Source organism: Micromonospora sp. NPDC005298 (assembly GCF_040607375.1).
Classification (GTDB): domain Bacteria; phylum Actinomycetota; class Actinomycetes; order Mycobacteriales; family Micromonosporaceae; genus Micromonospora.
The window spans coordinates 622,466-636,928 of record NZ_JBEXGP010000002.1; the positions used below are offsets into that span (position 1 = coordinate 622,466).

17 protein-coding genes are annotated in these 14,463 nt (G+C 72.1%); 16 read left to right on the top strand and 1 reads right to left on the bottom strand.

The window, feature by feature from the left end; translation table 11 throughout:
- Positions 1 to 237 precede the first annotated feature (237 nt).
- The 4 genes from ABZS77_RS07575 to ABZS77_RS07590 all read left to right on the top strand — a co-directional run bounded on the left by ABZS77_RS07575 (position 238) and on the right by ABZS77_RS07590 (position 4,846).
- Positions 238 to 1,392, top strand: coding sequence for a sensor histidine kinase (locus tag ABZS77_RS07575; protein ID WP_354818772.1), 1,155 nt, complete (start codon positions 238 to 240; stop codon positions 1,390 to 1,392).
- On the top strand, positions 1,389 to 2,045 hold the full coding sequence (locus tag ABZS77_RS07580; protein WP_354819572.1) for a response regulator transcription factor: 657 nt from the start codon (positions 1,389 to 1,391) through the stop codon (positions 2,043 to 2,045). The genes ABZS77_RS07575 and ABZS77_RS07580 overlap by 4 nt, the downstream gene beginning before the upstream one ends.
- Before the next feature lie 109 nt (positions 2,046 to 2,154).
- Entirely contained in the window at positions 2,155 to 3,705 is a 1,551-nt protein-coding gene (gene ffh, locus ABZS77_RS07585; protein WP_354818775.1) for a signal recognition particle protein, read from the top strand.
- Between the two features lie 61 nt (positions 3,706 to 3,766).
- Positions 3,767 to 4,846 carry an amidohydrolase family protein gene (locus ABZS77_RS07590; RefSeq protein WP_354818778.1) on the top strand — a complete coding sequence of 360 codons (1,080 nt, stop codon included), beginning with the start codon at positions 3,767 to 3,769 and terminating at the stop codon, positions 4,844 to 4,846.
- A gap of 473 nt (positions 4,847 to 5,319) precedes the next feature.
- Here the strand turns inward: ABZS77_RS07590 and ABZS77_RS07595 are convergent, their stop codons facing one another.
- The gene (locus tag ABZS77_RS07595) at positions 5,320 to 5,919 is read right to left on the bottom strand and encodes a TetR family transcriptional regulator (RefSeq protein ID WP_354818781.1); all 600 of its coding nucleotides are present in this window, start codon (positions 5,917 to 5,919) and stop codon (positions 5,320 to 5,322) included.
- A gap of 132 nt (positions 5,920 to 6,051) precedes the next feature.
- Here ABZS77_RS07595 and proS point away from each other — a divergent pair, with 132 nt between their 5' ends.
- The 12 genes from proS (at position 6,052) to ABZS77_RS07655 (ending at position 14,411) form a co-directional block, all read left to right on the top strand.
- Positions 6,052 to 7,458 (top strand): proline--tRNA ligase, encoded by a 1,407-nt coding sequence (gene proS / locus ABZS77_RS07600; RefSeq protein ID WP_354818783.1) that lies wholly within the window; start codon positions 6,052 to 6,054, stop codon positions 7,456 to 7,458.
- A 75-nt stretch (positions 7,459 to 7,533) separates the two neighbouring features.
- On the top strand, positions 7,534 to 8,181 hold the full coding sequence (locus tag ABZS77_RS07605) for a DUF402 domain-containing protein (RefSeq protein ID WP_354818786.1): 648 nt from the start codon (positions 7,534 to 7,536) through the stop codon (positions 8,179 to 8,181).
- 229 nt (positions 8,182 to 8,410) lie between these two features.
- Complete coding sequence (rpsP, locus tag ABZS77_RS07610) at positions 8,411 to 8,971, top strand: 30S ribosomal protein S16 (RefSeq protein ID WP_354818789.1); 561 nt, start codon at positions 8,411 to 8,413, stop codon at positions 8,969 to 8,971.
- Positions 8,946 to 9,206, top strand: a complete 261-nt coding sequence (locus ABZS77_RS07615; protein ID WP_172862164.1) for an RNA-binding protein — start codon at positions 8,946 to 8,948, stop codon at positions 9,204 to 9,206. The genes rpsP and ABZS77_RS07615 overlap by 26 nt, the downstream gene beginning before the upstream one ends.
- A complete protein-coding gene (gene rimM / locus ABZS77_RS07620) occupies positions 9,206 to 9,763 on the top strand; it encodes a ribosome maturation factor RimM (protein WP_354818791.1) in 558 nt (185 codons plus the stop codon). The genes ABZS77_RS07615 and rimM overlap by 1 nt, the downstream gene beginning before the upstream one ends.
- A 10-nt stretch (positions 9,764 to 9,773) precedes the next feature.
- Positions 9,774 to 10,550 (top strand): tRNA (guanosine(37)-N1)-methyltransferase TrmD, encoded by a 777-nt coding sequence (gene trmD, locus ABZS77_RS07625; RefSeq protein ID WP_354818794.1) that lies wholly within the window; start codon positions 9,774 to 9,776, stop codon positions 10,548 to 10,550.
- 143 nt (positions 10,551 to 10,693) lie between these two features.
- Positions 10,694 to 11,050 (top strand): 50S ribosomal protein L19, encoded by a 357-nt coding sequence (gene rplS / locus ABZS77_RS07630; RefSeq protein ID WP_088991045.1) that lies wholly within the window; start codon positions 10,694 to 10,696, stop codon positions 11,048 to 11,050.
- 181 nt (positions 11,051 to 11,231) lie between these two features.
- A complete protein-coding gene (lepB, locus tag ABZS77_RS07635; protein WP_354818797.1) occupies positions 11,232 to 12,101 on the top strand; it encodes a signal peptidase I in 870 nt (289 codons plus the stop codon).
- Positions 12,102 to 12,111: 10 nt separating this feature from the next.
- Entirely contained in the window at positions 12,112 to 12,747 is a 636-nt protein-coding gene (lepB, locus tag ABZS77_RS07640) for a signal peptidase I (RefSeq protein WP_354818800.1), read from the top strand.
- 49 nt (positions 12,748 to 12,796) lie between these two features.
- The gene (locus ABZS77_RS07645; protein ID WP_354818803.1) at positions 12,797 to 13,285 is read left to right on the top strand and encodes an NUDIX domain-containing protein; all 489 of its coding nucleotides are present in this window, start codon (positions 12,797 to 12,799) and stop codon (positions 13,283 to 13,285) included.
- Complete coding sequence (locus ABZS77_RS07650; protein ID WP_354818806.1) at positions 13,279 to 14,091, top strand: ribonuclease HII; 813 nt, start codon at positions 13,279 to 13,281, stop codon at positions 14,089 to 14,091. Before ABZS77_RS07645 ends, ABZS77_RS07650 begins: the two co-directional genes overlap by 7 nt.
- Positions 14,088 to 14,411: a DUF2469 domain-containing protein gene (locus ABZS77_RS07655; protein WP_007075222.1), complete on the top strand. Its 324-nt coding sequence runs from the start codon at positions 14,088 to 14,090 to the stop codon at positions 14,409 to 14,411. Before ABZS77_RS07650 ends, ABZS77_RS07655 begins: the two co-directional genes overlap by 4 nt.
- Positions 14,412 to 14,463 lie beyond the last annotated feature (52 nt).

Here is a 14,463-nt window from a genome sequence, read left to right on the forward strand (position 1 = left end):
CGTCGCAGGAACGACGGCGCGCCGCTCATGCGAGCCGGCCACCCCGTTGAGCCACATACCGCAGAGTCATATTCATACCTGAGAGTCATATCGCTCACCGGTGTGTGCGCCGCCGCCTCCCCGGCGCGCGGGGGAGCGGCAGGCCGGACCGGTGGCGGCGGGTACGTCGGCGGACGTAGCGGCGGTGCCGCCGCCGGACGCACGACGAGTGCCCCCGGCGCGGGCAGAATGACGGCCATGTGGCGCAACGGGTGGCGGACGACGGCGGCGGACGCCGCGCTCGCACTGCCGCTGCTCGTCTTCGGGCTGCTCGCCACCGGCCTGGCCGGGGAGAACCAGCCGGGGTCGCGTCCCGTGGACACCGTCTGTCGGCTGCTGATCGCCGTCGCCGCGCTCGCCCTGTCGGTCCGGCGGCGCGTCCCGGTCGTCACACTGGCCGTGGTCACCGTGGCCACGTCGACGTACCTGCTGGTCGGCTACCCGTACGGACCCGTCCTGCTCACGTTCCTGGTGGCGGTGTACTCCGTGGCGGTGCGGCTGCCGGTGCGCCCGGCCGCGCTCGCCGCCGGCGCCGCGTTCGTCCTGCTGCTGGCGCACGTCTTCTTCGCCCGTGGCCCGGCGCCGGGATGGACGGGAGTGCTGCCCGCCTCGGCCTGGGTGGTCGTACCGTTCGCGGTGGGTGTGGTGGTGCGTGTGAGCCGGGAGGCCGCCGCGCGCACCCGGGTCGAGCAGGCCCGCGACCGCGCCGAACAGGCCCGGCGGCAGGCCGACGAGGAGCGGCTCCGCATCGCACAGGAGGTGCACGACGTCGTGGGGCACGGGCTCGCCGCGATCAGCATGCAGGCCGAGATCGCCCTGCACCTGCTGCCCAAGCGGCCGGAGCAGGCGGAGGTCGCCCTCACCGCGATCAGCCGGACCAGCCGCGAGGCGCTCGACGAGCTGCGGGTCACCCTGGGTGCGGTCCGGCGGGGCGCGGAGCGCGGGCCGGTGCCCGGCCTGGCCCGGCTCCCCGCGCTGCGCGACCGGCTCGCCGGGGCGGGGCTCACCGTCGAGGTGCGCGTGGTCGGTGACGCCCGTGAGCTGCCGGCGCCGGTGGACCTGGCCGCGTACCGGGTGGTGCAGGAGGCGTTGACGAACGTGCTGCGGCACGCGGGGGTGGGCCGCGCGGAGGTGACCGTGGGGTACCGCCCCGACGAGGTGACCGTCCAGATCACCGACCGGGGCGCGGGCGTCGGCCGAACCGGCTCCGATCCCGCCGCCGACGACAGCGGGCACGGGCTGGCCGGGATGCGGGAACGGGTCACCGCGCTGGGTGGACGGCTCACCGCCGGGCCGGGCCCCGACGGCGGGTTCCGGGTGTCCGCGTGGCTGCCGGTGGGGTCGGCCGCGTGATCCGGGTGCTGATCGCCGACGACCAGGACCTGGTCCGGCTCGGGCTGCGGGCGCTGGTGCAGAGCGAGGACGACCTGGCGCTGGCCGGCGAGGCGTCCGACGGACTGCGGGCGGTGGAGCTGGCCCGTCAGGAACGGCCCGACGTGGTGCTGATGGACATCCGGATGCCCGGCATCGACGGCATCGAGGCGACCCGCCGCATCGTCGCCGATCCCGACCTGACCGGTACGCGGGTGGTGGTGCTCACGACCTTCGAGCTGGACGAGTACGTCTTCGACGCGCTGCGGCACGGCGCGAGCGGGTTCCTGACCAAGGACACCCGCCCGGCGGAGCTGCTGCGCGCGATTCGACTGGTGGCCGAGGGCGAGGCGCTGCTGTCGCCGTCGGTGACCCGTCGGGTGGTGCGGGAGTTCGCCACCCGGCCGTCGAGGGTGCCCCGCCCGCACCCCCGGCTGGACACGCTCACCGACCGGGAGCGTCAGGTGGTCGGCCTGGTCGGCGAAGGGCTGAACAACGAGGAGATCGCCGCCCGGCTGGTGGTCAGCCCGGCGACCGCGCGGACGCACGTCAGCCGGGCGATGGGCAAGCTGGGAGCCCGGGACCGGGCCCAGCTCGTCGTCTTCGCGTACCAGTCGGGGTTGGTTTCGGGGTGAGGCCGGGCCGCCAGCGGCCGTGCGGCCGGGCGGCTACCCTAGCGGTGGCCGGACTCCGCAGTGCCGGCCGCGTTGTGCCCGCCGGAACACTGACAAACGGGATGTTCGCGTGTTTGACACCTTGAGTGACCGCCTGTCCGGGATCTTCACCAAGCTCCGCGGCAAGGGGCGGCTCACCGACGCCGACATCGACGCCACCGCGCGCGAGATCCGCCTCGCGCTCCTGGAGGCGGACGTCGCGCTGCCGGTGGTCAAGGGCTTCATCGCGGCCGTCAAGGAGCGCGCCCGCAGCGCCGAGGTCTCCCAGGCGCTGAACCCGGCCCAGCAGATCATCAAGATCGTCAACGAAGAGCTGATCAACGTGCTCGGCGGCGAGGGGCGGCGGCTCCAGTTCGCCAAGCAGCCGCCGACCGTGATCATGCTGGCCGGCCTCCAGGGGTCCGGTAAGACCACCCTGGCTGGCAAGCTGGCCCGCTGGCTCAAGGGCCAGGGGCACCAGCCGCTGCTGGTCGCCGCCGACCTCCAGCGCCCCAACGCCGTCGGGCAGCTCCAGGTGCTCGGTGGTCGGGCCGGCGTCGAGGTGTACGCCCCGGAGCCCGGCAACGGCACCGGCGACCCGGTGCAGGTGGCCCGCGCCTCGATCGAGCACGCCAGGCGCGCCGCCCGCGACATCGTCATCGTCGACACCGCGGGCCGACTCGGCATCGACGCCGAGATGATGCAGCAGGCTGCCGACATCCGCGACGCCGTCTCGCCCGACGAGGTCATCTTCGTCATCGACGCGATGGTCGGTCAGGACGCAGTGCGCACCGCCGAGGCGTTCCGCGACGGCGTCGGCATCACCGGCGTGGTGCTCTCCAAGCTCGACGGCGACGCCCGCGGTGGTGCCGCGCTGTCGGTCCGCGAGGTCACCGGGCAGCCGATCCTGTTCGCCTCCACCGGTGAGAAGCTGGAGGACTTCGACGTCTTCCACCCCGACCGGATGGCCAGCCGGATCCTCGGCATGGGCGACGTCCTCACTCTGATCGAGCAGGCCGAGCAGGCCTTCGACTCCGATCAGAAGGAGAAGATGACCGCCAAGCTGATGGGCGGCGAACAGTTCACCCTTGACGACTTCCTCGACCAGCTCATCGCCGTACGACGGATGGGTCCGATCGCCAACGTGCTGGCCATGATGCCCGGCATGGGGCAGATGAAGGACCAGCTCGCCGAGCTGGACGACAGCCACTTCGACCGGGTCACCGCGATCATCCGGTCGATGACCCCCGGCGAGCGGACCAACCCGAAGATCATCAACGGCTCCCGCCGGGCGCGCATCGCCAACGGCTCCGGCGTCACCGTGATGGACGTCAACCAGCTGCTCAACCGCTTCGCCGACGCGCAGAAGATGATGAAGCAGATGGGCGGCATGATGGGCCTGCCCGGTGGCGGCCGGCGCAAGGCGACCAAGTCGCCGAAGAACAAGCGCAAGGGCACCAAGGGCGGCGGTCGTCCGCGTACCGGCGCCGGGATGCCGGGCGGCTTCCCGGGTGGCATGCCGCAGCTCCCGCCGGGGACGGACCCGAACGACCTCGCCGGAGGCCAGGGCCTGCCGCCCGGCTTCAAGCTCCCGAAGATCGACTTCAACAAGCTCGGCAAGGGCGACAACCGCCCCCGCTGATCGGGTGTGGATGACGCCCGCCGCTTCGCGGAGGACGCGGTGATCGGGTAGGACTGTGCGCATGGCTCTTCATGTGCGCGGTGTGCTGCTCCCCGACGACGAGGTCCGGGACATCTGGCTGGTCGGCGACCAGGTGACCTTCACGCCGGTCCCTGGGGCGGAGACCGTCGTCGACGGCGGCTTCGTCCTGCCGGGCCTGGTCGACGCGCACTGCCACATCGGCATCGCCCGCGGCGGCGCCCCGATCACGTCCCTCAGACAGGCCCGCGAACTGGCCCGCGTCGACCGGGACGCCGGCGTGCTGGCCATCCGCGACGCCGGATCGCCGTACCCGTACCCCGAACTCGACGACGAACCGGACCTGCCGCGACTCGCCCGCGCCGGCCGGCACGTCGCGCCGCCGAAGCGCTACCTGCGCGACATCGGGGTGGAGGTCGGCGCCGCCGAGGTGGCCGCCACCGTGGCCGCGCAGGCACGGTCCGGCAACGGGTGGATCAAGCTGGTCGGTGACTGGATCGACCGTGGCGTCGGCGACCTCGCGCCGGCCTGGGACGCCGACACCCTCACCGCGGCCGTCCAGGCCGCGCACGACGCCGGGGTACGCGCCGCGGTGCACACCTTCTCCGAATCCGCGGTCGAGATCATGGTGCGGGCCGGGGTGGACTCGGTGGAACACGGCACCGGCCTCAGCCTCGACCTGATCGACGAGATGGCCCGACGGGGCACCGCGTTGATCCCCACCATGATCAATATCGCCACCTTCGGCGGCATCGCCGAACAGGCGCGGGCCAAGTTCCCCGGATACGCCGACCACATGCTCGCCCTACGCGACGGCTTCCCCGAAGTGGTGCGCGCCGCGTACGAGGCGGGCGTACCCATCTACGTCGGCACCGACGCCGGCGGCGGCATCGACCACGGCCTCGCCGCCGAGGAGATGATGCTGCTGCACGAACGCGCCGGCATGGCACCCATCGACGTGCTCGCCGCCGCCTCCTGGGGCGCCCGGGACTGGCTCGGCTTCCCCGGCCTGGTCGAAGGCGGCCTCGCCGACCTGACCGTCTACCCCGAGGACCCCCGCGTCGACCTGCGCGTCGTCCGCGCCCCGTCCCGCACGATCCTGCGCGGCCGCGTGCTCCGCTGACCCGCGCTGCTCGCGTGCCTTGCGCTGCTCGCGTGCCTTGCGCTGCTCGCGCGCCTTGCGCTGCTCGCGCGCTGCCCGCGCTGCCTGCGCGCTGCCCGCGCTGCCTGCGCGCTGCCCGCGCTGCCCGCGGGCTGGCCTGCGCTGCCCGCGCGCGCCCCCGTTTGCCTCGCGCCGCCCGCGTGCCTCGCGCGCCCGCGCCCGCAAGATCGCGCTCGATCCAGGAAGTAGGGCCTCCGGCGTCGTGGGATGCCACTACATCCAGGATCGAGCGCGATCTTGCGCTGGATCGAAGGCAGATCCGCGCAACATCGGGGTTGTTGCGGTCTCAGGCGTCGTGAGACAGCACCTTCATTGAAGTTGTGCGGATATAGCCGCAAGGACAGGCGCGGTCGCAGGCGCAGGGACAGACGCAGGGCAGGGCAGGCGCAGGCGCGGGTTGTGCCGCGGTTGGCTCGCGGTGCGGGGTCAGCGGGTCAGCGGGTGCGGGCGGCGGCGCTGAAGAGGCGTACGGCCAGGTCGGTGAGGGCCGTGGCGGTCTCGTCGATCGGGGCGCGGGGGAGCACGATGTGGCTCACCACGAGCCGCACGATGGTGTCGGCTGCGAAGGCCAGCGCGGCCTGATCGGCTCCGGGCAGGTGGTCGCCGGCCCAGTCGATGAGCGCGCCGGACGCCTCGGTGAGCACCACCTCGGCCCGCGTGGTGAGGTACGGAAGCAGTTCGTCGGACCCGCCTCGGGCGCTTGTCAGGATGGCTTTGACGAGGGGGTTGTCGGCTGCGGTGGTAAGGGTGCGTTCGATGGCCGCGTACGCGCCGGCCCGTACATCGGAGTCGTGGGCGAGCAGGGCGGCGCGGACCTCGCCGACGAACCGGTCCACCTCCCGGCGGGCGAGTGCCTCGGCCAGTCCCGCCTTGCTGCCGAACTCGTTGTAGACGGTCTGCCGGCTCACCCCCGCCGTGGTGGCCACGCCGCCCATCCGGACCGCGTCCCAGCCGGCGGCGATGGTCCGGGTGCGGGCGGCGTCCACGATCGTGTCCCGCAGTCGTTGGCGGGGCGGGTCCGTCGATGCAGTCATGGTGGTCGAATTCTAGGGCCGCGCGGTCGAAGCGCCCAGCGCGCGTCGGTCGACCGTCCGTCGACGCGCCCCGCGCGGCACGACGGCTCCCGGGCGCGGTGTCGCCCCGCCCGACGCATAGGATGTGCGGTCATGGCACGCGTGCTCACTCCCCGCGCGGAGGACTTCCCCCGCTGGTACCAGGACCTGATCGCCAAGGCGAAGCTGGCCGACAACGGCCCGGTCCGCGGCACCATGGTCATCCGCCCGGCCGGCTACGCCATCTGGGAACGGATGCAGGCCGAGATGGACGCCCGGATCAAGGCTGCCGGGGCGGAGAACGCGTACTTCCCGCTGTTCATCCCGGAGAGCTACCTCAAGCGTGAGGCCGAGCACGTCGAGGGCTTCTCGCCAGAGCTGGCGGTGGTCACCCACGGTGGCGGCAAGCAGCTCGCCGAGCCGGTGGTGGTGCGTCCCACCAGCGAGACGGTGATCGGCGAGTTCATGGCCAAGTGGATCGACTCGTACCGGGACCTGCCGCTGCTGCTCAACCAGTGGGCGAACGTGGTCCGGTGGGAGCTTCGTCCGCGGATCTTCCTGCGGACCAGCGAGTTCCTCTGGCAGGAGGGGCACACCGCGCACGCCACCCGCGAGGACGCGCGGGCGTACGCGCGGCGGATCCTGCACGAGGCGTACGAGGACCTGATGGTCAACGTGCTGGGTATCCCGGTGGTGGTGGGCCTGAAGACGGCCCGTGAGCGGTTCGCCGGCGCGACTGCCACGTACACCTGCGAAGGCATGATGGGCGACGGCAAGGCGCTTCAGTTGGGCACCAGCCACGAGCTGGGTCAGAACTTCGCCAAGGCGTTCGACATCAGCTACTCCTCCAAGGAGGGTGGCCGGGAGCACGCCTGGACGACCTCGTGGGGCACGTCCACCCGGATGCTCGGCGGCCTGATCATGGCGCACGGCGACGACAACGGCCTGCGGGTGCCGCCGAGGTTGGCGCCGATCCAGGCGTACATCATGATCGTCAAGGATGGCGAGGGCGTCGCGGAGGCGGCGGCCAAGCTGCACGACGGCCTGCGTGACGCCGGTGTCCGGGTCGCGCTCGACGACCGGACCGACACCGCCTTCGGCCGCCGGGCCGTCGACGCCGAGCTGCGCGGTTATCCGGTACGCGTCGAGGTCGGCCCCCGTGACCTGGCCGTCGGTAACGCGACCGTGGTGCGTCGTACGGACGGGTCGAAGTCCCCGACGCCGGTGGCCGACGTGGTCGGCGCGGTGCTTGCCGCGCTGGAGGCCGACCAGCAGGTGCTGCACGACCAGGCGTTGGCGAACCGCAAGTCGCGCACCGTGGAGGTCGCCACCCTGGGTGAGGCGATCGAGGCGGCCGCCACCGGCTGGGCCAAGGTGCCGTGGTCGGCGGTGGGTGTGGCTGGCGAGGCCGAGGCGAACGGCCAGGGCGTCACGGTGCGCTGCCTGCTGCGGGCCGACGGCTCGGTGCCGGACTCGGAGGACGAGCCGGACCTGGTCGCGATCCTCGCCCGCGCCTACTGAGGTGTAAGGAAGGGCACCTTCCCATCGCCTGCGGTAGAGGAAGGGCCCCCTGCAAACAGCCCCGGAGGTTTTGCCGTGCGCTTCGCGCCGGGTCGGCTGATCATGCACCGGAACGTGCGGCACGGCCGGATCGGGTGGGTCCGGCCGGCCCGCGTGGTCAGCGACGACGATCGAGGGTTGCTGGTCTGGATCGCCCGGGACTCGCCGGTGGCCCACGAGGTGACCGAGGCCGGGCAGGGGATGCGGGCGATGCCGTTCGCCGAGTGGATCTCGTCGTCGTACCGGTTGGCGGAGGGGCGCTGGAACGGCCCGCCGCTGTTGAAGTTCCTGCCCACCGGGGCGGCGCACTCCGTCTGGTGGTTCCGCGACGCGCAGGGCCGGTTCGCCCACTGGTACGTCAACCTCGAGGAGCCCGGCGTCCGCTGGGACGACGGCCCGGTGGCCGGCGTCGACGTGGTGGACCAGGACCTCGACGTGGTGGTGCACCCGGACCTGAGCTGGCAGTGGAAGGACGAGGACGAGTTCGTCGAGCGGCTCGCGTTCGGGGACGACTACTGGGTGACCGACGAGAAGGCGGTCCGGGCCGAGGGGGAGCGGGTGATCGCGCTCGCCGAGGCGGGTGAGTTCCCGTTCGACGGCACCTGGTGCGACTTCACCCCACCGGCGGACTGGGACGTACCGGACGAACTTCCCTCGGGATGGGACCGTCCGCCGGTGCGCTGAGCGGTGTTCCCGGTCACCCGTGACGCCGTGTCCGGGTCCGATGCGGGAGATCGGCAGCGGATCTGGCAGAATGGGTCGCTGGTATCCGGCGCGCGTCCGGCGCCCTCTAACCCGGGCGCGTCGCCAGTCCACCGAGTAGTCTCCGGCCCAACCCCACTGTGCCGGTCGGCGCTCACCCATGCACACCGCCCGTACGGGCCGGTGAGATCGCAACAGGAGCGAAACAACTGTGGCCGTAAAGATCCGGCTCCTGCGGATGGGCAAGATCCGCAACCCGCAGTACCGCATCGTCATCGCCGACTCGCGCACCAAGCGTGACGGTCGTGCGATCGAGTTCGTCGGGGTGTACCAGCCGAAGGAAGACCCTTCGGTCATCGAGGTCAAGTCGGAGCGGGTCCAGTACTGGCTGTCCGTAGGCGCGCAGCCGAGCGAGGCGGTGCAGCGGCTGCTGGAGCTGACCGGTGACTGGCAGAAGTTCAAGGGCCTGCCGGCGCCGCCGCCGCTGCTGGTCGCCCCCGAGAAGGCCGACCGCAAGGCGGCGTACGAGGCTGAGTCGAAGGCCGCCGCCGGGCTGGCCCCGGAGACCCCGGCCAAGCCGGCCAAGAAGGCCGCCAAGGCCGCCGAGGCTCCGAAGGCCGAGGCTCCGAAGGCCGACGCTCCGGCCGAGGCTCCGAAGGCCGACGCGCCGAAGACCGACGCTCCGGCTGAGGCTCCCAAGGCCGAGGCGCCGAAGACCGAGGCTCCGGCCGAGGCCCCGGCTGCCACTGCCGACGCCGGTGAGCAGGCCTGACATGCCTCTGCGTCCGGCGTTGGAGCACCTGGTCAAGGGCATCGTCGATCACCCGGACGACGTCCGGGTGCGGATGGTCGATTCCCGTCGGGGCAAGCGGCTCGAAGTCCGCGTGCACCCCGAGGACCTCGGCACGGTGATCGGGCGGTCCGGCCGGACCGCCAAGGCGCTGCGTCAGGTGATCGGCTCCATCGGCGGGCGCGGGGTACGCGTCGACATCGTCGACTCGTACTGATGCAGCTCGTCGTCGGAAGGATCGGCAAGCCGCACGGCGTCCGCGGTGAGGTCACCGTGGAAGTGCGGACCGACGAGCCCGAAGCGCGGTTCGCCCCCGGCACGGTGCTGCGCACCGAGCCGGGGGCGGTTCCGCCGCCCGCCTCGGCGGACGCGCCGGGTGTGCCGTTCCGGGTGCCGGCGGAGCTGACCATCGAGGAGGCCCGCTTCCACCAGGGCCGGGTGCTGATCGCGTTCGCTGGAATCCTGGACCGCAACACCGCCGAGGCGCTGCGGGGCACCCTGCTCGTCGTGGACAGCGCCGACGTGGCCCCGCCGGACGACCCGGAGGAGTTCCACGACCACCAACTCGTCGGCCTGGCGGTGGTCACCCCGGCCGGTGAGCCTCTGGGCGAGGTGGCCCGCATCGACCACGCACCCTCCTCGGACCTGCTGGTGCTGCGCCGCCCCGAGGGGCGTACCGCGCTGATCCCGTTCGTCCGGGCGATCGTCCCGGAGGTCGACCTGGCCGGCGGACGTGTGATCGTCGACCCGCCGGCCGGCCTGCTCGACCTTTAGGACCCACCCCATGCGCGTCGACGTCGTGTCGATCTTCCCGGAGTACTTCGCCCCGCTGGACCTGTCGCTGATCGGTCGGGCCCGGGCCAACGGCGTACTCCAGCTCGCCGTGCACGACCTGCGGACCTGGACCCACGACGTGCACCGCACGGTCGACGACACCCCGTACGGCGGCGGCCCGGGCATGGTGATGCGGCCCGAGCCGTGGGGTGAGGCGCTCGACGCGCTCGCGCCGGCCACCCCCGCCGCACCGCCCCGGTTGCTGGTGCCCTCGCCGGCCGGTGTCCCGTTCACCCAGGCCATGGCGCACGAGCTGGCGGCCGAGTCGCACCTGCTCTTCGCCTGCGGCCGGTACGAGGGCATCGACCAGCGGGTGTTGACGCACGCCGCGACGCGGATGCCGGTCACCGAGGTCTCGCTCGGTGACTACGTGCTGTTCGGCGGCGAGGTGGCGGTGCTGGTGATCCTGGAGGCGGTCACCCGGCTGCTGCCGGGAGTGCTGGGCAACGCCGGCTCACTCGACGAGGAGTCGCACGCCCACGGGCTGCTGGAGGCGCCGATCTACACCAAGCCGCCGAGCTGGCGTGGGCACGACGTGCCGGAGGTGCTCCGCTCCGGCGACCACGGCAGGATCGCGCGGTGGCGGCGCGAGGAGGGGCTGGTGCGCACCGCCGCCCGACGGCCCGATCTGCTGGCCGCGTTGCCGGCCGATCAGCTCGACAAACGGGACATCGCGGCCCTGGACCGGGCCGGATTTCAGTCCCCACCGGGGGATGTGGCAAAGTAGGGGGGTTGCCGCATCCGCCCGCGCCCGTGGGCGGCTGCGAGGATCCCCGACCGGGGTCGGCCCGCCGACTACCACCCGGGGATCAGAATCACCCACCCGCGCACCGAGTGACGGTGCGCCGTGAGCCTTACGAGGACGCAGCGATGAACATCCTGGACGCCCTTGACGCCCAGTCGAAGCGGACCGACCTTCCCGACTTCCGTGCCGGTGACACCGTCAAGGTGCACGCGCGGGTCGTCGAGGGCAACCGGTCCCGTGTCCAGATCTTCCAGGGCGTCGTGATCCGCCGCCAGGGTGACGGTCTGCGCGAGACCTTCTCGGTCCGCAAGGTCAGCTTCGGTGTCGGCGTCGAGCGGACCTACCCGCTCAACGGCCCGGGCATCGACCGGATCGAGGTCGTGACCCGCGGTGCCGTGCGCCGCGCGAAGCTGTACTACCTGCGCGAGCTGCGCGGCAAGAAGGCCAAGATCAAGGAGAAGCGGGAGAAGCAGCCCAGCTGACTTCCCGCTCGCCACGCCGCCTGAACTGCGCGTATGCCGTACCGCCCGGACAGCATTACCCTGGTCGTACGGGCGCAGCCAGGCGGCGGCCCCGCCCTCGTGGCGGGCAGCCGTCCACAACCGCCCGTGGAGCCTCGACGAGGCTCCCGGGCGGTGGTGTTTCTGCGGACCGGGGAGTGGCGTGGTGCAGACGCTTGACGAGGACGACACCGTCGATCCGTGGCGCCGACGGGCCCGTCGTGGCCGCCGGCAGATGCCCCTCTGGCAGGAGCTGCCGCTGCTGCTGGTCGTCGCGTTCTGCCTCGCGGTGCTGATCCGCACCTTCCTGCTCCAGGCGTTCTTCATCCCGTCCGGCTCGATGGAGGACACCCTCCTGATCGGTGACCGGGTGCTGGTCAACAAGGTCGTCTACGACGTCCGTGACCCGGTACGCGGCGAGGTGGTCGTGTTCCGGGGCACCGACCGCTGGGCGCCGCAGGTCGACGAGCAGCCGGAGCCGGGCCTCGCCGGCAAGTTCGCACGCACTGTCGGCGATCTGGTCGGGGTGAGCCGCCCCGGTGAGAAGGACTTCATCAAGCGGGTGATCGGGCTGCCCGGCGACCGGGTGAAGTGCTGCGACACCCAGGGCCGGGTCACCGTCAACGGGACCCCGCTCACCGAGTCGTACGTGCTGCGGGACTCCCCGCTGGACCTGCCGCCCAACCCGCAGGAGTGCCGCTCCCGGCGCTTCGACGAGGTGCTCGTGCCGCCCGGTCAGATCTTCGTGATGGGTGACCACCGGGAGGTCTCACAGGACGCCCGCTGCCAGGGCCCGGTGCCGATCGACAACGTGGTGGGCCGCGCCTTCATGGTGGTCTGGCCGTCGTCGCGGTGGACCACCCTGTCGGTGCCGCCGACGTTCGCGGACGTGGCCGGGCCCGTCACGGCCTCCTCGGGCGCGCCCCCGGTCCGACCCACCCCGCAGGGTGGCGTGCTGCTGATTCTTCCCGTGGTGGTGGCGCTACGGGGTTCCCGCGCGTTCCGGACGGTGACGTCCGGCCCGGCAACGTAGGCTCCTTGGCGTGATTGACGAGCAGACCGACAAGCCGCGTAGCTCCTTCTGGAAGGAGCTGCCGATCCTGCTGGGTGTGGCGATCCTGGTCGCGGTGCTGGTCCGCGCCTTCGTGCTGCAGACCTTCTTCATCCCGTCCCCGTCCATGGAGAACACTCTCAAGATCGATGACCGGGTGCTGGTCAACAAGCTGGTCTACGACTTCCGGTCACCGCACCGCGGCGAGGTGATCGTCTTCAAGGCGCCGACCGAGTGGAGCGGCAACCCCGACGGTGAGGACTTCATCAAGCGGGTGATCGGCGTCGGCGGCGACCACGTGGTCTGCTGTGACCCGCAGGAGCGGCTGGTCATCAACGGCCGGGCGCTGGACGAGCCGTACATCTTCTCGATGGACGGGGTCCGCGACAAGCCGGCCGACCAGGAGTTCGACATCACCGTGCCCAAGGGCCGGCTGTGGGTGATGGGCGACCACCGCTCGGCGTCGGGCGACTCGTTGGAGCACTGGCAGCAGTCCGGGCAGAACATCACCGAGGCCACCATCCCCGAGGGGGAGGTCGTCGGGCGGGCGTTCACCGTCTTCTGGCCGGTCAGTCGGGCCACCTGGCTGACCGTCCCGGAGCAGTTCGAGGGCATCCCCAAGCCGTAGGACCGGCGGGGGCGTGGGCGAACCGCCTCCGGTCTGGCAGGCTGGGGCGGTGACCCTCTACACCCCTCGACGCGCCGCACGCGTGCTGCTCGTCGACGCGGCCGGTCGGGTGCTGCTCTTTCAGGGCTTCGACCCGGCCCGCCCCGGGCACCGCTACTGGTTCACGCCGGGCGGCGGGCTCGAAGCGGCGGAGTCACCGGCGGCGGGCGCCGCCCGGGAGTTGGCCGAGGAGACCGGGCTGCGGATCGACCCCGCCGAACTGGGCGACCCCGTCTGGTCCGACACGACCGAGTTCCCGTTCGACGGCACCTGGTACCGCCAGGTGCAGGACTTCTACCTTCTGCGGGTGCCGTCCTGGCAGGTCGACAGCGTCGGTTTCAACGACGTCGAGCGGCGCAGCATCGCCGGTCACCGCTGGTGGCCACCCGCCGAGCTGGCCGCCAGCGACGAGCGGTACTACCCGCCCGAGCTGCCCGTGCTGCTGGCCCGACTCCTGACACCGACCGCCGACACCCGCACCGAGGAGGCGCCGTGCTGACCCCGCCGCGCACCGTCGTCCGCCGGGAGGCCGGGTTGTACGCGCTGGAGCGGGCGCTGCAACGGCGTGGCTTCCGACACGTGGCCGGTGCCGACGAGGCCGGCCGGGGCGCGTGCGCCGGCCCGCTGGTCGCCGCCGCCGCTGTCCTGCCGGAGGGGCGACGCGGCGAGATCGAAGGGCTGGCCGATTCCAAGCTGCTCACCCCGGCCAGCCGGGAACGGGTGTACGCCGAGGTCGTGGACCGCGCCCTGGCGTACGCCGTGGTGGTCATCCCGGCCGAGGAGGTCGACGCCCGGGGGTTGCACGTGTGCAACCTCGCGGCGATGCGGCGGGCTCTCGCCTCGCTGACCACCCGACCGGAGTACGTGCTGACCGACGGCTTCGGCGTGGACGGCCTGGGTGTGCCGGGGCTGGCGGTGTGGAAGGGCGACCGGGTGGCCGCGTGCGTGGCGGCGGCGAGCGTGCTTGCCAAGGTCACCCGGGACCGGATCATGGTGGAGTTGGACGGGGTGTTCCCGGCGTACGGGTTCGCCGAGCACAAGGGCTACATCACCCCGGAGCACAGCGCCGCCCTGCGGGAGCACGGGCCGTGCCGGGAGCACCGTTTCTCGTACGTCAATGTCGCGGTGGTCTCCGGCCGCGACGGCCGGCCGCCGCGCTCCCGCCGGCCCGCCGACGCGGGCGCGGACGAGCCGATGGAGCGCTCCTGGGCGTCAGGGGGTACCGTCGGCGTGGCGTTGGGCGAGCAGCCTCGACCTCCGGTGCCGGTGGGGGAAGATGTGGTCATGGAAGGCGGAGTGCGATGAGCGCGGAAGATCTCGAGAAGTACGAGACCGAGATGGAGCTTCAGCTCTACCGGGAGTACCGCGACATCGTCCGCCAGTTCTCGTACGTGGTGGAGACGGAGCGTCGGTTCTACCTGGCCAACCAGGTCGACCTGCACGTGCGCAACTCCGACGGCGAGGTCTACTTCGAGGTCGAGATGCACGACGCCTGGGTGTGGGACATGTATCGTCCCGCCCGCTTCGTGAAGAACGTCCGGGTGATGACCTTCAAGGACGTCAACGTCGAGGAGCTGGAGAAGCCCGACATCTCGCTGCCCGCCGACTCCGGCTTCGGCGGCTGACCGCAGCACCCGGCCGCACCACGGGCCCCCCACCCGTGGCGTGACCCGCCGG